This is a genomic window from Pseudoxanthomonas beigongshangi (genome assembly GCF_016820515.1).
In the GTDB taxonomy this organism is placed as follows: Bacteria; Pseudomonadota; Gammaproteobacteria; order Xanthomonadales; family Xanthomonadaceae; genus Pseudoxanthomonas_A; species Pseudoxanthomonas_A beigongshangi.
Window position 1 is genome coordinate 153,021 of record NZ_JADHDV010000002.1, and the last position, 25,010, is coordinate 178,030.

16 protein-coding genes are annotated in these 25,010 nt (G+C 67.0%); 10 read left to right on the top strand and 6 right to left on the bottom strand.

The annotated features are described in order from the left end of the window. Nucleotides 1-10 precede the first annotated feature (10 nt). The 4 genes from IQ458_RS02245 to IQ458_RS02260 are packed head-to-tail and all read left to right on the top strand — an operon-like array spanning nt 11 to nt 4,048. Nucleotides 11-1,381: an FAD-dependent oxidoreductase gene (locus IQ458_RS02245; protein WP_203321771.1), complete on the top strand. Its 1,371-nt coding sequence runs from the start codon at nt 11-13 to the stop codon at nt 1,379-1,381. Further along, on the top strand, nt 1,378-2,817 hold the full coding sequence (sbcB, locus tag IQ458_RS02250) for an exodeoxyribonuclease I (protein WP_203321772.1): 1,440 nt from the start codon (nt 1,378-1,380) through the stop codon (nt 2,815-2,817). Before IQ458_RS02245 ends, sbcB begins: the two co-directional genes overlap by 4 nt. Further along, a complete protein-coding gene (locus IQ458_RS02255) occupies nt 2,814-3,500 on the top strand; it encodes a DUF2461 domain-containing protein (RefSeq protein ID WP_183641718.1) in 687 nt (228 codons plus the stop codon). The genes sbcB and IQ458_RS02255 overlap by 4 nt, the downstream gene beginning before the upstream one ends. A gap of 2 nt (nt 3,501-3,502) precedes the next feature. Continuing rightward, nucleotides 3,503-4,048, top strand: coding sequence for a DUF2939 domain-containing protein (locus tag IQ458_RS02260; RefSeq protein WP_203321773.1), 546 nt, complete (start codon nt 3,503-3,505; stop codon nt 4,046-4,048). A gap of 258 nt (nt 4,049-4,306) precedes the next feature. On the opposite strand, the gene IQ458_RS02265 is transcribed toward IQ458_RS02260, so the two are convergent. From IQ458_RS02265 to IQ458_RS02285, 5 genes are all read right to left on the bottom strand, one after another. Beyond that, nucleotides 4,307-5,035, bottom strand: coding sequence for a class I SAM-dependent methyltransferase (locus tag IQ458_RS02265; protein WP_328805047.1), 729 nt, complete (start codon nt 5,033-5,035; stop codon nt 4,307-4,309). Next, on the bottom strand, nt 5,032-5,949 hold the full coding sequence (locus IQ458_RS02270) for a 5'-nucleotidase (protein WP_183641724.1): 918 nt from the start codon (nt 5,947-5,949) through the stop codon (nt 5,032-5,034). Before IQ458_RS02270 ends, IQ458_RS02265 begins: the two co-directional genes overlap by 4 nt. Before the next feature lie 62 nt (nt 5,950-6,011). After that, nucleotides 6,012-6,506: a hypothetical protein gene (locus IQ458_RS02275; protein WP_183641726.1), complete on the bottom strand. Its 495-nt coding sequence runs from the start codon at nt 6,504-6,506 to the stop codon at nt 6,012-6,014. 115 nt (nt 6,507-6,621) lie between these two features. Then, the gene (locus IQ458_RS02280; RefSeq protein ID WP_203321774.1) at nt 6,622-7,392 is read right to left on the bottom strand and encodes an NAD kinase; all 771 of its coding nucleotides are present in this window, start codon (nt 7,390-7,392) and stop codon (nt 6,622-6,624) included. Between the two features lie 138 nt (nt 7,393-7,530). Next, on the bottom strand, nt 7,531-12,657 hold the full coding sequence (locus IQ458_RS02285) for an NAD-glutamate dehydrogenase (protein WP_203321775.1): 5,127 nt from the start codon (nt 12,655-12,657) through the stop codon (nt 7,531-7,533). A 290-nt stretch (nt 12,658-12,947) separates the two neighbouring features. Here IQ458_RS02285 and IQ458_RS02290 point away from each other — a divergent pair, with 290 nt between their 5' ends. The 6 genes from IQ458_RS02290 to IQ458_RS02315 all read left to right on the top strand — a co-directional run bounded on the left by IQ458_RS02290 (nt 12,948) and on the right by IQ458_RS02315 (nt 23,593). Next, complete coding sequence (locus IQ458_RS02290; RefSeq protein WP_203321776.1) at nt 12,948-13,640, top strand: TetR/AcrR family transcriptional regulator; 693 nt, start codon at nt 12,948-12,950, stop codon at nt 13,638-13,640. Next, entirely contained in the window at nt 13,637-14,842 is a 1,206-nt protein-coding gene (locus IQ458_RS02295; protein ID WP_183641734.1) for an efflux RND transporter periplasmic adaptor subunit, read from the top strand. The genes IQ458_RS02290 and IQ458_RS02295 overlap by 4 nt, the downstream gene beginning before the upstream one ends. Before the next feature lie 12 nt (nt 14,843-14,854). Next, complete coding sequence (locus tag IQ458_RS02300) at nt 14,855-18,019, top strand: multidrug efflux RND transporter permease subunit (protein WP_183641737.1); 3,165 nt, start codon at nt 14,855-14,857, stop codon at nt 18,017-18,019. Between the two features lie 249 nt (nt 18,020-18,268). After that, the gene (locus IQ458_RS02305; protein WP_183641740.1) at nt 18,269-19,462 is read left to right on the top strand and encodes an efflux RND transporter periplasmic adaptor subunit; all 1,194 of its coding nucleotides are present in this window, start codon (nt 18,269-18,271) and stop codon (nt 19,460-19,462) included. Nucleotides 19,463-19,475: 13 nt separating this feature from the next. After that, nucleotides 19,476-22,649: an efflux RND transporter permease subunit gene (locus IQ458_RS02310; RefSeq protein WP_183641743.1), complete on the top strand. Its 3,174-nt coding sequence runs from the start codon at nt 19,476-19,478 to the stop codon at nt 22,647-22,649. Nucleotides 22,650-22,813: 164 nt separating this feature from the next. Then, nucleotides 22,814-23,593: a hypothetical protein gene (locus IQ458_RS02315; protein WP_203321777.1), complete on the top strand. Its 780-nt coding sequence runs from the start codon at nt 22,814-22,816 to the stop codon at nt 23,591-23,593. Nucleotides 23,594-23,726: 133 nt separating this feature from the next. Here IQ458_RS02315 and IQ458_RS02320 read toward each other — a convergent pair whose 3' ends face one another. After that, complete coding sequence (locus tag IQ458_RS02320; protein WP_203321778.1) at nt 23,727-24,875, bottom strand: acyl-CoA dehydrogenase family protein; 1,149 nt, start codon at nt 24,873-24,875, stop codon at nt 23,727-23,729. Nucleotides 24,876-25,010 lie beyond the last annotated feature (135 nt).

The following is a 25,010-nucleotide window of genomic DNA, read 5'->3' on the forward strand; positions in this document are numbered from 1 at the left end:
GAGCAACCCCTTGAACGCATCCAACGACCGTTCCCTCACCATCATCGGCGCCGGCCTGGCCGGCGCGCTGCTGGCGACCCTGCTGGCCCGCAAGGGCTGGCAGGTGGACGTGTACGAAAAACGCGGCGACCCGCGCGTCAAAGGCTACGGCGGCGGCCGGTCGATCAACCTGGCCCTGGCCGAGCGCGGCCGCCACGCGCTGCGCCAGGCCGACGCCGACGAGGCGGTGATGAAGCAGGCGGTGATGATGCGCGGGCGCATGGTCCACCCGCGCGACGGCCAGCCGCAGTTGCAGCGCTACGGTCGCGACGATTCGGAAGTGATCTGGTCGGTGCACCGCGGCGATCTCAACATCACCCTGCTCGACCTGGCCGAACAGGCCGGCGCTTCGCTGCATTTCCACCGCCAGCTGGACACGGTGGATTTTCAGGACCGGGTGGCCACCTTCATCGATGATCGCGACGGCGGCCGCCATCCCATCGACTTCCGTTCGCTGGTCGGCGCCGACGGCGCCGGTTCGTCGCTGCGCGCGGCGATGCGGCTGCGCACCGATCTCGGCGAGCGCACCGATTTCCTCGACCACTCCTACAAGGAACTGGAAATCCCGCCGGCGGCCGACGGCGGCTTCCAGATCGAACCCAACGCCCTGCACATCTGGCCGCGCGGCCACTACATGTGCATCGCCCTGCCCAACGACGAAAAGACCTTCACCGTCACCCTGTTCCTGCCCAACCACGGCGATCCCGGTTTCGACACCGTGCACACGCCGGCGCAGGCGCGCGCGCTGTTCGAACGCGACTTCCCCGATGCGGTGCCGCTGATCCCGCACCTGGAAGAGGACTGGCACCGCAACCCGGTCGGCCTGCTGGCCACCCTGTACCTGGACCGCTGGTACATCGACGACCGCGCGGTCCTGCTCGGCGACGCCGCCCACGCGATGGTGCCGTTCCACGGCCAGGGCATGAACTGCGCCTTCGAGGACTGCGTGGCGCTGGCCGAGCAACTGGAGCGCCACGGGGAACGCGCCGAGGCGTTCGCCGCGTTCCAGCGCGAGCGCCAGCCCAATGCGCGCGCGATCCAGGAAATGGCGCTGGAGAACTACGTGGAAATGCGCGACAAGGTGGACGACGCGGCGTTCCTGCTCCAGCGCGAGCTGGAACGGACCCTGCAGGAGCGCCATCCGGGCCGCTTCGTACCGCACTACACCATGGTCACCTTCCTGCGCATTCCCTATCGGGTCGCGCTGGAGCGCAGCATCGTCCAGCGCGATCTGCTGGTCGCCGCCACCCGGGGACTGGAACGCCTGGATCAGGTGGACTGGGTGCGGGTGGATGCCGAAGTGATCCGTCGACTGCAACCGCTGGAGGCGGAAGCGCGGTGAGCGCCAGCTTCCTGTTCTACGATCTGGAGACCTTCGGCGCGGATCCGCGCCGTACCCGCATCGCCCAGTTCGCCGCCCAGCGCACCGATGCGGAGCTGAATCCGATCGAGGATCCGATCGATTTCTTCGTCCAGCCCGCCGACGACCTGCTGCCCTCGCCCACCGCCACCCTGATCACCGGCATCACCCCGCAGCATGCCGCGCGCCAGGGCGTCAACGAGGCGTCGGCGTTCGCCCGCATCGCCGACGAGATGTCGCGGCCGGATACCTGCACGCTGGGCTACAACTCGCTGCGCTTCGATGACGAGTTCGTCCGCCACGGCCTGTTCCGCAACTTCTTCGACCCCTACGAGCGCGAATGGCGCGGCGGAAATTCGCGCTGGGATCTGCTGGACGTGATGCGGCTGACCCACGCACTGCGCCCGGACGGCATCGTCTGGCCGCAGCGCGAGGATGGCGTCACCTCGTTCCGGCTGGAACACCTCGCGCTGGCCAACGATGTCCGCCAGGGCGATGCGCACGAGGCGCTGTCCGACGTGCGCGCGACCATCGGCATGGCCCGGCGGATGCGCCAGGCGCAACCCCGCCTGTGGGAATACGCGCTGAAACTGCGCGACAAGCGCTTCGCCGCCAGCCTGCTGGACACGGTGGCGATGACCCCGGTCCTGCACATCTCCCAGCGCTATCCGGCCAGCCGCATGTGCGCGGCGCTGGTGCTGCCGCTTGCGCGCCATCCGCAATACGACAACCGCATCATCGTGTACGACCTGGATGCCGACCCGGATCCGCTGCTGCACCTGGCACCGGAAGCCATCGCCGATCGCCTGTACACGCCCGCGGCGGATCTGCCGCCGGGTGAATCGCGCATTCCGCTGAAGGAAATCCACCTGAACAAGGCACCGGTGCTGGTCGCCCTGGCACACCTGCGCGACGCCGACTTCGAACGCCTGCGCATCGACCTGCTGATCACCGAGGCCAATGCCATCCGCCTGCGCGCGGCCGGACCGGCGCTGGCCGAGAAGGTGCGCCGCGTGTTCGCCGGCGAACGCGAGTTCGCCGTGCCCGATGTCGATGCCTCGCTGTATGGCGGTTTCCTTGGCGACGGCGACCGCCGCCGGTTTCCCGATCTGCGCGCCACCCCGCCGGAACTGCTGGGACAGCGCGACTTCGGTTTCCGCGACCCGCGCCTGCCGGAACTGCTGTTCCGCTACCGCGCGCGCAACTGGCCGGCCACCTTGACCGCCGACGAACGCCTGCGCTGGGACGATTACCGCCGCCGGCGCCTGATCGGCGACAGTGGGCTTTCCGAGTACGGTTTCGAAAGTTTCCACGCTGAAATCGCCGCGCTGCGCGCGGCCCCCACCACCGACGGCCCGAAGCAGGCCCTGCTCGACCAGTTGCAGGCCTGGGGCCGGGATCTGGAGCAGAGCCTGTGAGCAGTTATTTTTCCGACGCCAGTTTCAAGTTCCTGCGCGGACTGGCGCGGCACAACGACAAGACCTGGTTCGCCGCGCACAAGGCGCAGTACGAGGAGCACGTCAAGGAACCGTTCCTGCGCCTGCTGACCGATCTGCAACCGGATCTGGCGCAGGTCAGCGAACATTTCCGTTCCGATCCGAAGACGGTCGGTGGTTCGCTGTTCCGGATCTACCGCGACGCCCGCTTCTCCACCGACAAGTCGCCCTACAAACCCTGGCAGGGCGCACGCCTGTACCACGAACGCCGCAAGCAGGTGCCGGCGCCGTCGTTCTACATCCACCTGCAGCCGGGCGAATGCTTCGTCGGCGCCGGGTTGTGGCATCCGGAGCCGGATACCCAGCGCCGGGTGCGCCAGTTCATCTTCGACAATCCCGGCAGCTGGAAAGCCGCCGCGCACGCGCCGAAGTTCCGCCGACGCTTCGACTTCGAGGAAAGCGAGATGCTGACCCGGCCGCCGCGCGGGTTTCCGGCCGAGTTCGAATTCATCGACGATCTCAAGCACAAGAACTTCGTGTTCTGGCGTTCGCTGGACGACAGCGTGATGACCGGACCGAAACTGCGCCAGGTGCTGGCCGCCGACCTGGCCGCGCTGGCGCCGTTCGTAGACTACCTGTGCGCGGCCCTGGACCTGGAGTTCTAGCCATGAAGAAGTGGATCGCCCTGGCCGTCCTGCTGATCGCCGGTTTGCTCGGCTACCTCGCCGCGGGCCCCTACCTGGCGATCCACGGCATCCGCCAGGCGCTGGCCGAACAGGACACCGCCAAGCTGGAACGCCACGTGGACTTCCCCGCCCTGCGGGTCAACCTGCGCGCGCAGGTGGAAGACCAACTGGCCCGCCGCGCCGGCCCCGGGTTCCAGTCCAGCCTGCTCGGCGCGTTCGCGCTGTCGGTGGCGAACAACGTCATAGGCAGCGGTGTCGACACGATGGTCACGCCGCTGGGCATCGGCGCCATCCTGCAGGGCCGTTCGATGTGGAAGAAGGCGGTCGGCGACACCGTCGGCGGCGATACCCATGCGCCCCCGGTACCCGCGGATCCGCTGAAGGACGCCAAGCACCGCTTCGAATCCCTCTCGCGCTTCACCGCGACCATCCACGACGAGAACGGCCGCCCGGTCGTCTGCGTGTTCACCCGCCAGGGCCTGCGCTGGCGGCTCACCGACATCCGCCTGCCCCTGGACGGCCCGTAGAGCGGAGCTTGCTCCGCTTTCCCGGCCGTCCAACACGTCCGAACGCCAGGCCCCCCAGCCGAGCAAGCTCGGCTCTACAACCCGGCGTAGAGCGGAGCTTGCTCCGCTTTCCCGGCTGTCCAGCACGTGCGAACGCCCAGCATCCCCAGCCGAGCAAGCTCGGCTCTACACACCGGCGTAGAGCGGAGCTTGCTCCGCTTCCTCGTATGTCCAACGTGCCCGAACGCCCCACCAGCCAAGCAAGCCCGGCTCCAAGGGTCAGCGATCGCGCGGCTGCCAATCCCGGCGTGCGCGCGCCAGGCGCAGGAACCGTGCGGCCAGTTGCCAACGCGCCGCGCGCGGCAGGCGCGCCAGCTCCTCGCGGGGATCGGCAACGACACCGCCCGGCTGCCAGGCGAACGCGATCCGGTTGCTCATGCGGGGTTCCTCCAGCGCCAGCACGCGTCCGCCAAAGCTGCGCCGCATCCGCACCAGATGCCGGCGCGCGTCGGTGGCGTAGAGATTGACCGCCATCGCCCCGCCTTCGGCCAGCGCATCCCGGCAGTCGTCGTAGAACGCCTGGGTCGAGACCGAGGGCGAGATGCCCTCCGCCTCGTAGGCATCCACGAGCAGCAGATCATAGGCGCCACGACGCTGGCGCAGCATCGCCGCGCCGTCTCCCAGCCGGGCCTGGAAGCGCCCGCTGTTGGCGGGAACGCGGAAGGCATCGCGCAACGCCAGCACGCGGACATCGCTTTCGAACGCCTCGATGGAAGCTTCCGGCAGGTGCCGATGGCAGAACTTGGCCTGGGATCCGCCGCCCAGTCCGATGATTCCGAGCCGTGGCGGCCGCGGGCGCAGCAGCAGCGCGGCCAGCATGGTGCGGGTGTAGCCGACCTGGAGCACGTCAGGCCACCAGGTCAGCATGCGGCTCTGGGTCACGTCGCGATTGAATTGCAGCGTGGTGTACCACCAGCCGCGATGGACCCGGGGGGCGCCTTCGTTCACGGCGCCGGATCGTTGGCCACGCCGTGCGGGACGTGGCCGGCGGCCACGTGCGGGCGTGCGCTGTCGATGTTGTGCTGGGAATCGTCGAAGAAGATGTCGGCACCGAAGGCGTCCAGGAATGGCCCCTTGTGACGTCCGCCCAGGAACAGCGCTTCGTCCAGGCGCACGCCCCATTCGCGCAGCGTGCGGATGACCCGTTCGTGCGCCGGCGCCGAACGGGCGGTAACCAGCGCGGTGCGAATCGGCGAGTGTTCGCCGGCCGGGAACATTTCCTGCAACTGGTGCAGTGCCGACAGGAAGCCCTTGAACGGTCCGCCCGACAGCGGCGCGCGCGCATTCTCGCGTTCGTGCCGGCCGAACGCTTCCACGCCCTGCTCGCGCGAAATCCGCTCGCTCTCGTCGCCGAAGATCACCGCGTCGCCATCGAAGGCGATCCGCAACTGGTCCTCGTGGCGCTGCCGGTGCGCCTGCGCCGGCAGGATGGTGGCCGCGGCGATGCCATGCTCCAGCGAACGCCGCACCGAATCCGGGTTGGCGGACAGGAACAGGTCCGCCCCGAACGGCCGGATGTAAGGCCAGGTCGGCTCGCCGGAGGTGAACACCGCGCGCACGATGCCCAGGCCGTGGTGCTGGATGGAATTGAAGATGCGCAGGCCGGTGTCGGCGGAATTGCGCGACAGCAGGATGACCTCCACCCGCGGCGTGTCGTCGGGCGCGCCGGCATTCAGCGCCAGCAGCTTGCGCACCACCGGGAACGCGACGCCCGGCGCGAGCACGTCGTCCTCGTGCTTGCGCTGGTGGTCGCTGTAGGCATCCACGCCCTGGCGTTCGAACAGCGCGTGGCTGTCCTCCAGATCGAACAGGGCGCGCGATGTCACCGCGACGGTCAACAGGCGGGGGGTGTTGTCGGCCATGCGCACAGTATCCGCCATCGCGGGGCTTCCCCGCGAGCCGGCCCCGCCCCGCCCGCCGCCGCTCAATCCTCGGTCGAATCCACCATGAAGCGCGCCGGCGGACCACGCCGGTAATCGCGGGTCACCGCGCGCACCTCGACCTCCATGCGCAGCGGCTTCTGCTGCGCGGGCGCGTCATCCGGCCACAGGAACAGCAGTTCGGCGCGGCGGCTGTTGCTGATCACCCGTACCGGTTCGGCCGGAAACACCGCATAGCTGGTGTCCGCCGAAACCACCCGGAACTCGAAACCGATGTCTTCCAGTCCGTAATCGCCGCGCGGCCAGTCCAGGCGCACCCCGAGCAGGCCCGAACCGTCGCAGGTGCCGGCCATGCCGCCCAGCCCGCGGGTAATCTCGGTGACCTTCAGTTCAGGCGCGCGCAGCGTGTCTTCCGGCGCGTCCGTGGGCGTGGCCCCGGCCTGCAGTTCGAAAGGCGCCATGTGCGTGTTCAGTCCGCACGCCTGCACGCCCTGCGCGGGCAACAGCGCGCAAAGCCCCCACAACCACCAGTGTTTCATCCCCTGACTCCTGTTCGGCATCGGACTACCCCGTCCGCACTCCTCCCGGTGCCGGACGGCCCTGACGTTGCTTGCTGCATGGCGGCGTCCCCACGCCGCTTCCCCGCACCGCCCGTTACACCACGAACTGTTCGCTGAGGATACGTTCCTCCAGATTGTGCTCCGGGTCAAACAACAGGGTCACGGTTCGGTCCTGCGATTCGCGGATCGTCACCTCCACCACGTCGCGGACTTCGTGCGAGTCGGCGGTGGCGCTGACCGGCCGCTTGTACGGGTCCAGCACCCGGAACCGCACCTCGGTGTTCGCGCGCAGGATCGCGCCGCGCCAGCGGCGCGGGCGGAAAGGCGCGATCGGGGTCAGCGCGATCGTGCTCGAACCCAGCGGCAGGATCGGCCCATGCGCGGAGAAGTTGTAGGCGGTGCTGCCGGCCGGCGTGGCGGTCAGCACGCCGTCGCAGATCAGTTCGTCCAGCCGGGTCTGTCCGTTCAGATCGATGCGGATGTGCGCGGCCTGGCGGGTCTGGCGCAGCAGCGAGACCTCGTTGTAGGCCAGCGAGCCGGTGCTGGCGCCGGATTCGGTCAGCGCCAGCATCTCCAGCGGCCGCAGCTTGGCCGGCTCGGCCTGGGCGATCCGGTCCAGCAGATCCTCGCTGCGGTACTGGTTCATCAGGAACCCGACCGTTCCCAGCTTCATGCCGAACACCGGTTTGCCCAGGCTGCCGTGCCGATGCAGGGTCTGCAGCATGAAACCGTCGCCGCCGAGCGCGCACAGCACGTCGGCTTCCTGCGGATCCTGGCTGCCGTGCAGGGCGGTCAGTTCGGCCAGCGCGTGCTGCGCTTCGGCGGCCGGACTGGCGAGAAAGGCGATGCGGGGCGTCTGGCTCATCCCGGGTTCCTGGTGGCTTGCCGGAGAGGATAACGGCAGAAGCCCGGGATTGGATGACCGCGATGCCATCCGTTCCGGGCCGCGCAAAAAAACAGGCCGGGTTGCCCCGGCCTGTTTTCGCCATCACGAGCGCCGCGATCAGCCCTGCGCGGCCAACTGGCCCAGTCGCTGCACGGCCACCGAAGCGGTCGGATAGTCCAGCGTCTTCTGCGCGGCCAGCTCGTTGAGCATGGCCAGGGTGAAGCGCAGGCCGGCGTCACCGCGCTGCAGCCATGCCTGGACCTTGGCGTCGGCGGTGTTGCCGGGCATCGACAGCACCTGCGAGGTCAGCGTGCGCTGGTGGTTGGTCAGCTCGTCGCGCAGCACGCCACGGGCCACCGCATGCCACCGCCCGTCGACCTTCAGCGCGTCGACCTGATCCACCAGCCACGGCAGGTGCAGGGCTTCGCCCAGGCGGTAGTGGACCTTCGACACCTCGACCGGCTTGAGCTTGCGGGCACGCGCCAGTTCGATGATGTCGCAGGATGGTTCCAGGTACGGCAGCGCCGCCAACTGGCCCGCGAGGCCGGCCGGCAGGCCCTTGTCCTTCCAGGTCTGCAGGCTGGCGTTGTACGCCGGACGCAGCGAGTCCGGCAGCACGCCGTCGGCGGCCCGGATCTCGTTGAAGCCGTCGTAGTAGCGCTCCACCGCGGTGGCGATCGCCGGGATCGGACCCTGGCGGGTCAGCAACCAGCGGGTGAAGGTACGCTGCACCGACCAGATCACCTGCAACGCGTCGATCTGCACCGACTCCGGCACCTTGCCGTCGAGAGCGTCGATCTGCACCCACAGCTCACGCGCGTCCAGCGTCTCGCGGGTGATGGTGAAAGCCTTGGCGACCTCCGCCGGGCTGCGGCCGGTGTCCTCCTGCATGCGCAGCAGGAAAGTCGCGCCCATCCGGTTGATGGTGGTATTGGTCACCGCGGTGGCGATGATTTCGCGCTTCAGGCGGTGCTTCTCCATGTCCGCGGCGTACTTCTTCTGCAGCGGCTTGGGGAAGTAGCGCTGCAGTTCCTTGGACAGGTACGGATCTTCCGGGATGTCCGAATCCAGCAATTGCTGGAACGCCACCAGCTTGGAGTACGACAGCAGCACCGCCAGTTCCGGCCGGGTCATGCCCTGCCCGCGCGCCTTGCGCTCGGCCAGTTCCGCATCCGAGGGCAGGTACTCGATCTGGCGATCCAGCAGGCCCTGGGATTCCAGGGTCTGGATGAAGTGCTGCTTGGAACCCAGGCGCGCCGCGCTCATCCGCTCCATCAGGCTGAGCGCCTGGTTCTGGCGGTAGTTGTCCCACAGCACCAACTGGGCGACCTCGTCGGTCATGTCCGCCAGCAACTTGTTGCGGGCATCCATGCGCAGCTTCTTCTCCTGCACCACGCCGTTGAGCAGGATCTTGATGTTCACCTCGTGATCGGAGGTGTCCACGCCGGCGGAGTTGTCGATGAAGTCGGTGTTGAGCAGCACGCCATGCTGGGCGGCCTCGATGCGGCCCAACTGGGTCAGGCCCAGGTTGCCGCCCTCGCCGACCACCTTGCAGCGCAGGTCGCGCCCGTCCACGCGCAGGCCATTGTTGGCGCGGTCGCCGACATCGGCGTTGGTCTCGCTGCTGGCCTTGACATAGGTGCCGATGCCGCCATTCCACAGCAGGTCGACCGGCGACTTCAGGATCGCGCTCATCAGTTCGTTGGGCGACAGCGACTTCACGCCGTCAGCCAGGCCCAGCACCTCGCGCACCTGCGGAGTGATCTCGATCGACTTGGCGGTACGCGGATGGATGCCGCCGCCCTTGGAGATCAGCTTGGCGTCGTAATCGGCCCAGCTGGAACGTGGCAGCTTGAACAGGCGCTGGCGCTCCTGGAAGCTGCGCGCCGCTTCCGGCGACGGGTCCAGGAAGATGTGGCGATGATCGAACGCGGCCACCAGGCGGATGTGCGGCGACAGCAGCATGCCGTTGCCGAACACGTCGCCGGACATGTCGCCGATGCCCACGCAGGTGAAGTCCTGGGTCTGCGAATCGCGGCCCAACGCGCGGAAATGACGCTTGACCGATTCCCAGGCGCCGCGCGCGGTGATGCCCATGCCCTTGTGGTCATAGCCGACCGAACCGCCGGAGGCGAACGCGTCGCCCAGCCAGAAGTTGTGGGCGATGGCCAGGCCATTGGCGATGTCGGAGAACGTCGCCGTGCCCTTGTCGGCGGCGACCACCAGGTACGGATCGTCCTGATCGTGGCGGACCACGTTCAGCGGCGGAACGATCTTGCCGCCGACGATGTTGTCGGTGATGTCCAGCAGGCCCTGGATGAACATCTTGTAGCAGGCGATGCCTTCGGCCAGCACCGCGTCGCGATCTCCCCCCACCGGCGGACGCTTGACGAAGAAACCGCCCTTCGCGCCGACCGGCACGATCACGGTGTTCTTCACCATCTGCGCCTTGACCAGGCCCAGCACCTCGGTGCGGAAATCCTCGCGGCGATCCGACCAGCGCAGGCCGCCGCGGGCGACCGGGCCGAACCGCAGGTGCACGCCTTCCACGCGCGGGCCGTACACGAAGATCTCGCGATACGGACGCGGCTTGGGCAGATCCGGCACCTTGGCCGAATCGAACTTGAAGGCGATCGTGTGGGCCGGCTGGCCATCCACGCCAATCTGGTAGTAGCTGGTGCGCAGGGTCGCCTCGATGGCGCCGATGAAACCGCGCAGGATGCGGTCCTCATCCAGGCTGGACACGCGATCCATCAGCTTGAGCAGCGCCTTGTGGGTCGCCTCGACCTGTTCCTCGCGCTTGCCGCCACGGGCGTCCAGCACCGGTTGCAATGCCGTCAGCGTGGCTTCGTCGCCCTGCGCCAACGCGCGCAACTGGGCGGCGAAACGCTCCTGGCCGGCCTTGATTTCGGCCTTGCTCTCATGGCCGACCGCCGGATCGAAACGCGCCTCGAACAGTTCGACCAGCAGGCGAGCGAGCAGCGGGTAACGGTTCAGCGTCTCCTCGACGTAGCTCTGCGAGAACGGCACGCCGGTCTGCAGCAGGTACTTGCAGTAACCACGCAGCATCGCGATCTGGCGCCAGGCCAGGCTCGCGCCGAGCACCAGCCGGTTGAAGCCGTCGTTCTCGGCGTCGCCGTGCCAGATCCGGGCAAAGGCTTCCTCGAACTGCGCGTGCAGGCGATCGGTATCGATCGCGCCGCCCACCGCTTCCACCTCGAACTCCTGGATGTAGACCGGCTCGGCCGCCTCCAGCCGGAACGGGTGTTCGGAGATGACCCGCAGGCCCATGTTCTCCATCAGCGGCAGCGCGTCCGACAGCGGAATATCGGCCTGCTGGCGATACAGGTTGAGCCGCAACCGGCCCTCGCCGGCGCGCGCGCGGCGCGAGCGGTGCAGGCTCAGGCGCAGCGCGTCCGGACCGTCGAGCGCGGCCAGGTTCTCCACGTCGTTGGCGGCGAATTCCGGCGACACCGTCTCGATGTAGCCGGCCGGCAGCGCGCGGCCGAAACGGCTCATCAGCTTCAGGCCCTCGCCCTCGCCGTGGCGCGCGATCAGCGTCTCGCGCAGATCGTCCTGCCAGTTGCGCAGCAGGTGGGCGATGTCGGCTTCCAGCGCGGCGGTGTCGACGTCGATCTGCTCGCCGGCCTTCGGGCGGATGGTGAGGTGCAGCTGCGCCAGCGGCGACTCGCCCAGTTGCACGTTGGTGTCGACGTACTCGCCATGCAGGGCCTGTTTCAACAGCGCCTCGATGCGCAGGCGCACGTCGGTGTTGAAGCGATCGCGCGGGATGTACACCAGCGCCGAGAAGAAGCGGCCATAGCGATCACGGCGCAGGAACAGCTTGCTGCGCACGCGCTCCTGCAGGCCGAGGATGCCCATCGCGGTGCGGTTGAGTTCTTCCTCGCTGGACTGGAACAGTTCCTCGCGCGGCAGGGTTTCCAGGATGTGGCGCAACGCCTTGCCGCTGTGGCTGCTCGGCGACAGGCCGGAATTGCGCATCACGAATTCATGGCGCTCGCGCACCAGCGGGATTTCCCACGGGCGGCGGTTGTAGGCGCTGGAGGTGTACAGGCCGATGAAGCGCTGCTCGGCGATCGGGGTGCCCTTGGCGTCGAATTCCAGCACGCCGATGTAGTCCATGTTGCCCGGGCGATGCACGTTCGAACGGCGGTTGGTCTTGGTCAGGATCAATGCATCGACCGAACCGGATTGCGGCATGTAGTGCGCGGCCAGGGTCTTGACGCTGCGCGGCGTCGAGGCGTCGTCGCCCCGCAGCAGGCCCAGGCCGCTGTCTTCCACCGCGCGCAGGATGCCGTCGCCATTGCCCTTCTCCACGCGGTACTCGCGGTAGCCGAAGAAGGTGAAGTGGTCATTGGCGGCCCAGCGCAGGAATTCCTGTGCCTCGTGGCGGCCGGCGTCGCTGATCGGCAGGCGGCGGGTGGCCAGGTCGTCGGCCAGCGTGAGCATCTTCTCGCGCATCACGCTCCAGTCGCGGACGATCGCGCGCACTTCTCCCAGCACCTGGCGGATGCGCTGTTCGATGCGCGGCATGTCGCCGGCCTGCTGGCGATCGATCTCCAGCACCATCAGCGATTCCGGCTTGCCCTCGCCCACCGCGGTCGCCTTGCCGGCCTTGTCGCGGGTGAAACGCACCAGCGGGTGGCCCAGTACGTGCACGCCCACGCCCATCTCCGCCAGCGCCATGCTGACCGAGTCGACCAGGAACGGCATGTCGTCGTTGATGATCTGCAGCACGGTGTGCGGCGCTTCCCAGCCATTGGCCTGGGCGGTGGCGTTGAACACGCGCACGTTGGCGGTGCCGGGCTTGCGCGCCCGCGCGAATTCAAGCATGTCGGCGGCGATGGCCGCCCAGATTTCCGGTGCGTGGTGCGGATACTCGTCATCCGCCATCCGCTTGTAGAACGCTTCGGTGAAGGCCAGCGCCTCGGCCTGGCGCGCCGCCGGCACGCGCTTGCGGATGGCCGCGTAAATCGGCTCCAGCGAGAACACCGCCGGCCCCTTGCCCGCGCTGCCCGCCGGGATGGTCTTGACCGCCTTGCTGGTCTTGCTGGCCGCGGCCTTGCCCGCTGCCCCCGCGGCCTTGGCCGCGCCGGTCTCCGGTCGGGCAGCCACCTTCTTGGTCGGGGTCTTCTTCGGCGTCACCGCCTTGGCGGACTTGGCCGCGGCCGGTTTGGGCTTCTGTTTCTTCGGGGCTTTCTTGGAGCTGCGCACAGCGTTCATGCAGATGGAGACTCTACGATTGGTAGTCGAATGGTCATTGTATCCCCCGTCGCCATGACAAAACTTGTTGCGCGGCGTCATAAGAAGGGGTTGCAAAGCACTAGACGAAGGACTAGGCGATTTGCCTCATCGGTGATTCCCGGTGCGATGACGGAGCCATGCGCATGCCGATGGAATCCCCATCGGGGAACCTCTGGCGCCTCCAGCATGAATGGCGCCCTTTGCACACACGCCAAGCCGCCTTTCAAGCCTGTTCAAATTCTAAACTGGACGGTATAGTCCAACGCCTTATGTCGTCCGTCCTCCCCTCCTTCGCCGCGATCCAGCGACGGCAACGCGTGCACGCGGCCGTCCGCGAGTTGCTGGCCGAGCAGGGATTCCGGATCAGCATGGACGCGGTGGCCGCCCGGGCCGGCTGCTCCAAGCAGACCCTGTATGCCCAGTTCGGCAGCAAGCAGGCGCTCCTGCGCAGCATGATCGACGAGCATCTGGACCTGACCACCGTTCGCCTGGAGGACGGTCCCGGTACCGGCAACGATGTCCGCGGGACCCTGCTCGCCTTCGCGATGGAGCATCTGGCCCACCTGTGCGATCCTTCGGTGGTCGCAACCAGCCAGTTGCTCACCGCGGAGGCCCACCAGTTTCCCGAAGAGGCGAAAGCGCTGTACCGGGACGGTTGCGAGCGGCTGACGGAACGGCTTGCCCGCTGGCTCGCCTCGGCCATGGAACGCGGCCTGCTGAAGCAGGACGATCCGCACCTGGCGGCCGAGTTGCTGTTGAGCATGATTACCGGCCTTGATTTCGAACGGCAGCGCTTCGCCGTACCGCATCGACGCAGCCTCGCGGCCCGCCGCCGCTGGGCCGAGTTCGCCGTCGACGGGTTCCTCCGCGCCTTCCCGCCCGCCATCGGCAGGGCGGCGGCGGCGGACGCCCCCTCTATACCCCCCAAGAATTCCAAATCTGACACGGAGCTCCACCGATGACCGCCCCCGTCCGTTCCGTCGCCCTTTGCTGTGCCCTCGCACTGGCACTGGCTGCCTGCAGCAAGAACCAGGAACAGCCGCAGATGCCGCCACCCGAAGTCGGTGTGGTCAAGGCCAATCCGCAGACCGTGCCGCTGGAGCGTGATCTGGTCGGCCGGTTGTCCCCGGTCCGCAGTTCCGACGTGCGCGCCCGCGTCTCCGGCGTGCTGGTCAAGCGCGTGTACCAGGAAGGCACCGACGTGAAGGAAGGCCAGGTGCTGTTCCAGATCGATCCGGCGCCGCTGCGCGCTTCGCTTAGCGCGGCGCAGGCCAACCTGGCCTCGGCGCAGGCGACCTACGCCAACGCCAAGGTCTCCGCCGATCGCGCCCGCCAGCTGGCGCCGCAGAAGTTCGTGTCCAAATCCGACCTGGACAACGCCGAGGCCGCCGAACGCAGTGCCGCCGCCGCGGTCCAGCAGGCCCGCGCCAACGTCGAGACCGCACGCATCAACCTGGGCTACGCCAGCGTCACCGCGCCGATTTCCGGCCGTGCGGGCAAGCAGCAGGTGACCGAGGGCGCGCTGGTCGGCCAGGGTGAAGCCACCCTGCTGACCACCGTCGATCAGCTCGATCCGCTGTACGTCAACTTCTCGATCAGCGCGGCCGAACTGGAAGCGCTGCGCAGTGCCCAGAGCGGAGGCAATGTGCAGTTGTCCGACACCGGCACCGCCCAGGTCCAGGTCAAGCTCGCCGACGGTACGATCTACGACCAGCCGGGCACCCTGGATTTCTCCGGCGTGGTGGTGGATCCCGCCACCGGCAGCGTCTCGCTGCGCGCTACCCTGCCCAACCCGGATCGCAAGCTGCTGCCCGGCGCGTTCGTCACCCTGCGCGCCACCCTGGGCCAGCAGAACAATGCCTTCCTGATCCCGCAGGGCGCGATCCAGCGCGACACCCAGGGCGCCTATGCGATGGTCGTCGGCCAGGACGGCAAGGTCGTGCGCAAGCCGGTGGATGCCAAGCAGGCCGTCGGCGCCAACTGGCTGATCACCAGCGGCCTGGCCGCCGGTGACCAGGTCGTCGTGGACGGACTGCAGAAGGTTCGCGAAGGCGCTCCCGCCAAGCCCGTGACCGCCGGCGCCAAGCCGGCCCAGCCGGGGGCCGCGGCGGGCCAGAAGCCCGCGGCCGCCGAAGGCGCGAAGCCGGAAGGCAAGGCCGAATAAGGATCCGCCCCCATGCCCAAGTTTTTCATCAACCATCCGGTCTTCGCCTGGGTCGTGTCGATCCTGATCTCGCTCGCGGGCGTGATCTCGATCCTCAACCTGGGCGTGGAGTCCTATCCCTCCATCGCCCCGCCGCAGGTGACGGTCAGCGCGAGCTATCCCGGCGCCAGCGCCGAGACCACCGAGCGCTCGGTGACCCAGGTCATCGAACAACAGCTCACCGGTATCGACAACCTGCTGTATTTCAGTTCCACGTCGAGCTCTTCCGGTCGCGCGACGGTCACCCTGACCTTCCAGACCGGCACCGACGCCGACATCGCCCAGGTCCAGGTGCAGAACAAGGTCGCGCTGGCGACCCCGCGCCTGCCGTCCGAGGTGACCGCGCAGGGCGTGGTGGTGGCCAAGGCCAACGCCGGCTTCCTGATGGTGGTGGGCCTTCAGTCGGACAATCCGGCGGTGGATCGCAACCACCTCAACGACATCCTGGCCTCGCGCGTGCTTGACCAGGTCTCGCGCATCCCCGGCGTCGGCAGCACCCAGCACTTCGGTTCCGAGTACGCCATGAACCTTTGGCTGGATCCGGGCAAGCTGCAGGGCTACAACCTGTCCTCCAGCGAGGTGCTGGCGGCGGTCAAGGGCCAGAACGTGCAGTTCGCCGCCGGTTCGGTCGGTTCCGATCCGGCGCCCGAGGGCCAGGCGTTCACCGCGACCGTGTCGGCCGAGGGCCGGTTCACCTCGCCGGAGCAGTTCGAGAACATCATCCTGCGCGCCAACAGCGACGGTTCCACCGTGCGCCTGAAGGACGTGGCGCGGGTCGAGTTCGGCGCCCAGAACTACGGCTTCGACACCCAGTACAACGGCAAGCCGGTCGGCGCCTTCGCCATCCAGCTGCTGCCGGGCGCCAACGCGCTGAACGTGGCCGAGGCCGTGCGCACCAAGATGGACGAGCTGCAGCCCAGCTTCCCGCAGGGCGTGTCCTGGTTCTCGCCGTATGACACCACCACCTTCGTGACCATCTCGATCGAGGAAGTCGTCAAGACCCTGTTCGAGGCGATCCTGCTGGTGTTCCTGGTGATGCTGATCTTCCTGCAGAACTTCCGCGCCACCATCATCCCCACCCTGGTCATCCCGGTCGCCCTGCTGGGCACGTTCTGGGGCCTGAGCGTCATCGGCTTCACCATCAACCAGCTGACCATGTTCGCGCTGGTGCTGGCGATCGGCATCGTGGTGGACGATGCGATCGTGGTGATCGAGAACGTCGAGCGCATCATGGCGGAAGAGAAACTGCCGCCGCGCGAGGCCACCATCAAGGCGATGGACCAGATCACCGGCGCGGTCATCGCGATCACCGTGGTGCTGGCGGCGGTATTCATCCCGTCCGCGCTGCAGGGCGGCGCCTCGGGCGAGATCTACAAGCAGTTCGCGCTGACCATCGCCATCTCGATGGCGTTCTCGGCGTTCCTCGCGCTGGGCTTCACTCCGGCGCTGTGCGCCAGCTTCCTCAAGCAGCACGAGCATGACAGCCACGAGAAGAAGAACATCGTCTTCCGCCTGTTCGAGAAGTACTACGCCAAGGTCGAGAAGACCTACGTCGGCCACATCGGCGCGGCAATCCGGCATACCCCGCGCTGGATGGTGGTGTTCGCGCTGCTGACCGTGCTGTGCGGCTTCCTGTTCACCCGCATCCCGAGCAGCTTCCTGCCCGAGGAAGACCAGGGCTACGCACTGGCGATCGTGCAGTTGCCGCCGGGCAACACCATGAGCAAGACCAATGAGGTGTTCACCCAGATCCGCGGCACCCTCAGCCAGATGGAGGGCTTCGAGGGGATGATGCAGGTGTCCGGCTTCAGCTTCCTGGGCCAGGGCGAGAACGTCGGCATGGCGTTCATCAAGCTCAAGCCATGGGACGAGCGCGAGGTCGTGGTCACCGACTTCATCCAGCAGGCCAATGGCGCGCTGTATGGCATCAAGGGGGCGCAGATCTTCGTGGTCAACCTGCCCACCGTGCAGGGCCTGGGCCAGTTCGGCGGCTTCGACATGTGGCTGCAGGATCGCAGCGGCGCCGGCGAGGCCGCACTGCTGGCCGCCCGCAACACCCTGCTCGGCAAGGCGGCACAGGACAAGACCCTGGTCGGCGTGCGCCCGAACACCCTGGAAAACGCCCCACAGCTGCAGCTCAGCGTGGACCGCGTGCAGGCCCAGGCGATGGGACTGTCGGTCGGCGACATCTACACCTCGATCCAGCTGATGCTGGCCCCGGTGTACGTCAACGACTTCTTCTACCAGGGCCGTATCAAGCGCGTGAACATGCGCGCCGATGCTCCATACCGCACGGGCGCCGAGTCACTGGGCCGCATCTACACGCCCAGCAGCCTGCAGACCGACGCCAGCGGCGGACGCGCGATGATCCCGCTGTCCACCGTGGTCCATTCGGAGATGGGTTCGGTGCCGCCGTCGCTGTCGCGCTACAACGGCTATGCCGCCGTCAACATCAACGGCGCGGCCGCTCCGGGCAGTTCCTCCGGCCAGGCGATGACCACGATGGAGAACATCGTGACCAACGATCTGCCGCAGGGCTTCGGCTATGACTGGAGCGGCATGTCGTACCAGGAAATCCTGGCCGGCAACAGCGCCACGCTGCTGATGGTACTGTCGATCGTGGTGGTGTTCCTGTGCCTGGCCGCCCTGTACGAGAGCTGGTCGATTCCGGTGGCGGTGCTGCTGGTGGTGCCGCTGGGCGCCCTGGGCGCGCTGGCCTTCACCATGATGCGCGGCCTGTCGAACGACATCTTCTTCAAGATCGGCCTGATCACCATCATCGGCCTGGCCGCCAAGAACGCCATCCTGATCGTCGAGTTCGCGGTCATGGAGCGCAAGATGGGCAAGACCCTGCGGGATGCGGTGATCACCGCCGCCCACCTGCGTTTCCGCCCGATCCTGATGACCTCGTTCGCGTTCATCATGGGCGTGCTGCCGATGGCGATCTCGTCCGGCGCCGGCGCCAATGCCCGCCACGCCATCGGTACCGGCGTGATCGGCGGCATGCTGGCGGCGACGTTCCTGGGCCTGCTGCTGATCCCGGTGTTCTTCGTCGCGGTGCGGCGCGTGCTCGGCGACAAGATGGACGAGCCGTCCCGCGAGTACCTGGAGGCGCACGACGCGCCCACCTCGCGCTGACGCCGCCAAGGCGCGCCAACGCACACGGAAACCCCGGCCTGGCCGGGGTTTTCCGTTTCTGGCGGATGCGATTCAACGCATGCGCGGTGCAGTCGCCATTTTTGTAATGGCCATTATTTAACGCGCGGGAGGTGACTTCCTTCCCTTCCGGCGTCCCGTCTCATCCCGTGATAATCGCGCGATCCAAGATGTCGATCCGGGCCCCGCCCGTTCGTCGTCTTCCTGAATCCCCCACCATCGATGCCCGCCATGACACGGAACGCCACTGCACGGAAACCTCCTTCCACCACCCGCCGCATGGTCCTGATGCTGCTGGGCGTGATCCTGATCTTCGGTGGCGTGTTCGCCATCAAGGCGTTCATGAACCAGGGCATGAACCAGTTCTTCGACAACATGCCCCAGCCGGCCTCCACCGTGACCGACTGGACCGCCAAGCGGGAACGCTGGGTCGATGCCCAGCAGGCGGTAGGCACGTTCGTCGCCATCCAGGGCACCGACGTGACCACCGAGGCCGGTGGCGTGGTGCGCGAGCTTTCGATCAACGTCGGCCAGCCGGTCAAGGCAGGCGCGGTGCTGGCGCGGTTGAATACGGCCAATGAACTGGCGGTGCTGCGTTCGCTGGAAGCTTCCGCCAAGCTGGCCGCCGTCCAACGCGATCGCTGGCAGGCGCTGGCCCGCGACAAGCTGGTCTCGCAGGCCGACGCCGAGGAGCGCAGCACCCAGGCCGCGACCGCGCAGGCCCAGGTCGAGGCGCAGCGCGCCCTGATCGCGCAGAAGACCATCACCGCGCCGTTCAGCGGCGTGCTCGGCATCCGCAAGGTCAGCCTGGGCCAGTACCTGAGTCCGGGCGACGCGATCGTCACCCTGCAGACGCTGGATCCGATCTACCTCGACTTCACCCTGCCCGAGCAACGCGTCGGACAGGTGACCCGCGGCAGCCGGATCCGTGCCACGGTCGATGCGCTCCCCGGCCAGGTGTTCGAGGGCGAGGTCACCGCGGTGGAACCGCTGGTCGATGTGGCCACCCGCAACTTCAAGGTCCAGGCGACCCTGGTCAATCCCGACGGCGCATTGCGTCCGGGCACCTTCGCCCATGTCGGCTTCGATACCGGCAGTGCGCAGGACGTGGTGGTGGTGCCGCAGACCGCGGTCAGCTTCAATCCCTACGGCAACGCGGTCTACGTGATCCAGGAAATCGCCCGCGCCAAGGGCGAGACCGACATGCAGGGCAAGCCGTTGACCGGCAAGAAGCTGATCGTCAAGCAGCGCTTCGTCAAGACCGGCGCCACCCGTGGTGACCTGATCGCGATCACCGAGGGCCTCAAGGCCGGCGAACGGGTCGCGACCACGGGCCTGCTGAAGCTGCGCAACGACGCCGAGGTGGTGGTCAACAACAAGGTCCAGCCGAGCGCCAACGCCGCGCCGGCTCCGGAAAACCGTTGACGGAGACCCGGCGATGAAATTCACCGACATCTTCATCAACAAACCGGTGCTGGCGGTCGTCGTCAGCCTGTTCATCCTGCTGTTCGGGCTGCGCTCGTTCACCGAGTTGAACGTGCGCCAGTATCCGGAACTGCGCAACGCGGTGGTCAACATCAGCACCACCTACTACGGTGCCGATGCCGACCTGATCCAGGGCTTCATCACCACCCCGCTCGAACGCGAGGTCGCCAGCGCCGAGGGCATCGAGTACCTCAGCTCGACCAGTTCGGCCGGCGTCAGCCTGATCCAGGCTTACATCCGCCTGGATCAGGATCCGAACGAAGCGCTGACCCAGATCGCCGCCAAGGTCAACAAGATGCGTGGCCAGCTGCCGCCGGAGTCCGAGGACCCGGTGATCGACTTGCAGCAGGGCCAGCAGATCGCGGCGATGTACGTGTCGTTCGCTTCCGAGACCCTGGACAACAACCAGATCACCGACTACCTGACCCGCGTCGTCCAGCCCAAGCTGGTGACCGTGTCCGGCGTGCAGCGCGCCGACATCCTCGGCGCCGGCACCTTCGCCATGCGCGTCTGGCTGAAGCCCGACCGGATGACCGCGCTGCGGGTCACCGCCAGCGATGTCGCCAACGCCCTGCAGAACAACAACGTGCTGTCGGCGGTGGGTTCGACCAAGGGCGAGATGGTCGCGATCGACATGACCGCACGCACCGATCTGCGCAACGCGGACGAGTTCCGCCGCCTGATCGTGCGCGAGGAGAACGGCGCGATCGTCCGCCTGGGCGACGTCGCGGACGTGGTCCTGGGCTCGGAGAATTACGGCACCTCGGTGCGCATCAACGGCGAAGCGGCGACCTTCATGGGCATCTTCGTCGCCCCGGACGCCAACTCGCTGGACGTGATCAAGGAAGTGCGCAAGCTGTGGGATGGTGAAATCGTGCCGCAGCTGCCGGAAGGCATCAAGGCGACGATCCCCTACGACAGCACCGAGTCCATCCAGGATGCCATCGACGAGGTGGTCAGCACGATCGTGGAAGCGGTGATCATCGTGATCGTGGTGATCTTCCTGTTCCTGGGTTCGCTGCGCAGCGTGCTGATTCCGGCGGTGACCGTGCCGCTGTCGCTGGTCGGCGCGCTGTTCCTGATGCTGCTGATGGGCTTCACCATCAACCTGCTGACCCTGCTGGCGATGGTGCTGGCGATCGGCATCGTGGTGGACGACGCCATCATCGTGCTGGAGAACATCCATCGCCACATCGAGGAAGGCATGTCGCCCTATGACGCCTCGATCAAGGGCGCGCGCGAACTGGCCTGGCCGGTGGTGGCGATGACCACCACCCTGGTCGCGGTCTATCTGCCGATCGGTTTCCAGGGCGGCCTGACCGGCGTGCTGTTCACCGAGTTCGCCTTCACCCTGGCCGGATCGGTGCTGCTGTCGGGCGTGATCGCCCTGACCCTCAGCCCGATGATGTGCGCCAAGATCCTCAAGCCGCACAGCGCCGGCGGCAAGGGCAAGCTGGAGAAGTGGCTGGACGCCCGCTTCGAGACCCTGCACCGCAGCTACCAGCGCCGCCTGCACGGTACCCTGGAAACCAAGGCGGTGATCGGCATCTTCGGCCTGCTGGTGCTCGCCTCGTGCGCCTTCCTGTACACCTCCGCGCCGCAGGAACCGGCGCCGCTGGAAGACGAAGGCTTCATCTTCTCCATCGCCAGCGCCGATCCCTACTCCACCCTGGACTACGTGGAGCGCTACACCGAGGAAGTCACCACGATTGCCAAGGGCGTGCCCGAGATCCAGGACTACTTCCTGTTCAACGGCGGTTTCGGCGGCAGCGGTGGCGGCGCCAGCCCCAGCGCCATGGCCGGCTTCGTGCTCAAGCCCTGGAGCCAGCGCGAGCGTTCGACCAAGGCGGTGCTGGAGCAGGAACTGCAGCCGAAGATGAGCGGCGTCAGCGGCCTGAACGTGTTCGCATTGGTGCCCCCGTCCCTGCCCAGCGCGGGCGGCGACGGCGGTGGCGAGTTCATCATCGGCGGCGTGGGCGAGCTGAGCCAGCTCAACGAGCTGGCCGACACCATCCTGCAGAAGGCCATGGCCAGCAAGCGCTTCATCTTCCTGGACAAGGACCTGAAGATCGACAAGCCGCGCATCGAGGTGGAGATCAACCGCGACAAGGCGGCCAGCCTGGGCATCGACATGCGGACGCTCGCGGCCGACATGTCGGCAATGCTGTCGGGTGGCTATACCAACCGCTTCGCGATGCAGAACCGCTCTTACCTGGTGATTCCGCAGGTGCAGCGCAACGACCGCCTCAACGCCAGCGATCTCGAGAACTACTACACCCGTACCCGCGACGGCGAACTGGTGCCGCTGTCGACCATCGTGACCCTGAAGGAAAGCGCGCAGCCGCAGTCGCTCAAGCGCTTCCAGCAGCTCAATGCGGTGTCGATCACGTTCGCGCCGCGTCCCGGCGTCAGCAAGGGCGAAGCCCTGGCCATCCTGGACCAGGCCGCCAAGGAAGTGCTGCCGCAGGGCTACTCGGTCGACTACGCCGGCGAATCGCGCCAGTTCAAGCAGGAGGGTTCGGCGATGCTGATGACCCTGGTGCTGGCCCTGATCGTGATCTTCCTGGTGCTGTCGGCACAGTTCGAGAGCTTCCGCGACGCATTGATCATGCTGCTGACCGTGCCGATGGCGATCTGCGGCGCGTTGCTGACCTTGAACGTGCTGGCGCTGGCCGCGCAGATCCTGCAGATGATGGGTATCGAGGCCTTCCCCGGGATGAGCATCAACATCTACACCCAGGTGGGCCTGGTGACGCTGGTGGGCGTGATCTCCAAGCACGGCATCCTGATCGTGGAGTTCGCCAACAAGCTGCAACTCGAACGTGGCCTGTCCAAGCGCGAGGCCATCGAGGAAGCGGCCGCCATCCGCCTGCGCCCGGTGTTGATGACCACCGCCGCGCTGGTGTTCGCGATGATCCCGCTGCTGATCGCCACCGGCCCGGGCGCCGCGTCGCGGTTCTCGATGGGCGTTGTGATCGCCTCGGGCATGACCATCGGCACCATGTTCACCCTGTTCGTGCTGCCGGCGTTCTACCTGTACCTGGCCCGCGACCATTCCCGTGAACGTGCCCATGCGGGAGAAACCGCTCCGCCGGCCCTGCCCAGCGAACCCGCGCCCGGGCACTGAAAGACGACGAATCCGTCGTGATTGCAAGGAAAAGCCCCGGCCATGCCGGGGCTTTTTCATTTGTGTACCCGCTGGATCGCGAGGCGGTTTGGGAATCCTCCGATGGTGTGGGCTGGCGCACTGGCACAGGCTGGCATCTCCTTTCACCGCTTCCACCCGACACCATGTCCCACGAATCCCGGCGCCGCCGGTCGGTCTCCGGCCGGGTGCTTCTGCTGCTGGCCATGATGCTGCCGGTACTCATCCCCGGAACGGCAATTGCGCGGACGATTTACGGCAGCGCCACCGGCCATGGTTACGCTGAGTTGTTCGCCGGGCAGCCCGGCCGCGTGTTCACCGCGCCGGCCTACTCGGAACGGGGGCATTCGGTCCGCAATATCCACGTCAGCAAGGAGGAGTACGGCCGGGAGAAAATCGAGGATCCGCGTGCGCGCTTCCAGCCGTACATCGATGGCCAGGACGTCGACGTGTGGCTTGCGTACGATGGCGTCACGGTGGGTGAACGCAGCTTTCGTTTCGACGACGCACGGACATTCGGCGAAGAGACGTCCGCAACGCATCACCCGATGTACGCCGACCTGCACGTGGCACCGCGCCACGGTGATCGCCCGGCCCTGTTCTGCATCGAAAGCCATCCCGGCGACGAGGATGCCGGTGTCTCCGAGATTCCGCTCTTCCTGCTCGTCGACCCATTGTCGGCGCGGGCCCGACTGTATCGCCTGCCTGGGCTGTTTACCTCCTGCGCGGCCGTGACCGCCACGCCGGATGGACAACTCTCGTTCCCCGCCGCCCACCGTGTCCGCGATGAAAACGGGCAGCCTATCGGCGCCCGCCTGATCGACCATCGCATCGACGGGGAACGCTTCGTGGAGACCGGACGCCTCCGCACGGTCCGCTTCGTCGATCCGCCCGATCCATTCCGGTTCGTTGTCGATTCCGATTGATTGCGGCCTTCCATCGACGATCGGGCGGTTTGCCGTCGCGGTTCGGCAGTACCGGGCCATGAAAAAACCCCGGCAAGCCGGGGTTTCTCATCCGGGTCCTTCCGTCCCTTGGGAGCGGAAAGGCGCGGCCGGCTCAGCGCAGGCCGGTTTCGTTGCGGGCGATGACCAGGCGCTGGATTTCGCTGGTGCCTTCGTAGATTTCGGTGATCTTGGCGTCGCGGAAGTAGCGCTCCAGCGGCATTTCCTTGGAGTAGCCCATGCCGCCGTGGATCTGCACGGCCTGGTGGGTGATCCACATCGCCGCCTCGGAGGCGGTCAGCTTGGCAATCGCCGCCTCGTTGCTGAAACGCTGGTCCTGGCCCTTCACCCAGGCCGCGCGCAGGGTCAACAGCAGCGCAGCGTCCAGCTTGCACTTCATGTCGGCGATCTTGGCCTGGGTCATCTGGAAGGTGCCAATCGGCGCACCAAAGGCCTTGCGCTCCTTCACATAGGCGATCGTCGCCTCATAGGCTGCGCGGGCCACGCCGATCGCCTGCGAGGCGATGCCGATGCGTCCGGCGTCCAGCACCCCCATCGCGATCTTGAAGCCCTCGCCTTCGGCGCCCAGCACATCCTCGGCAGCCACCACGTAGTCGGTGAACTCGATTTCGCAGGTGGCCGAAGCGCGGATGCCGAGCTTGGGTTCGGTCTTGCCGCGGTGGAAGCCCGCCTTGTCGGTATCGACCAGGAACGCGGTGATGCCGCGCGCGCCCTTGTCCGGATCGCTCATCGCGAACAGCACGATGTACTTGGCGACCGGTCCGGAGGTGATCCAGCTCTTCTTGCCGTTGATCACGTAGCTGCCATCGGCCTGCTTGAGCGCGCGGCAGCGCATGGCGGTGGCGTCGGAACCGGACTGCGGCTCGGTCAGCGCGAAGGCGCCGATTTCCTTGCCTTCGGCAATCGCGCGCACGTACTTCTGCTTCTGCGCTTCGGTGCCGAACTTGAGGATGCCGTTGCAGAACAGCGAGTTGTTCACCGACATGATGGTCGAGTGGGCCGCGTCACCGGCGGCGATCTCGACCATCGCCAGCACGTAGGCAATCGGGTCCATGCCGGCGCCGCCGTACTCGGTCGGCACTTCGATGCCCATCAGGCCGTTCTCACCGAGCAGGCGGATGTTCTCCAGCGGGAATTCGCCGGTCTTGTCGTGGTGCTCCGCACTGGGGGCGATCTTTTCCTGGGCAATCCGGCGCGCCACGTCCTGGATCATCAACTGCTCTTCGGTGAATGCGAAATCCACGGCTAAAACCCCTCACTCCAAAATATTTTGAATACCAATTGTAACCCGGCGACCCCACACCATGCGCTGGCGTATGTGCCGCTTGACCGGACCCGGCGTCAGGCGGAAAATATCTCTATATCGCGATAGGAAGAT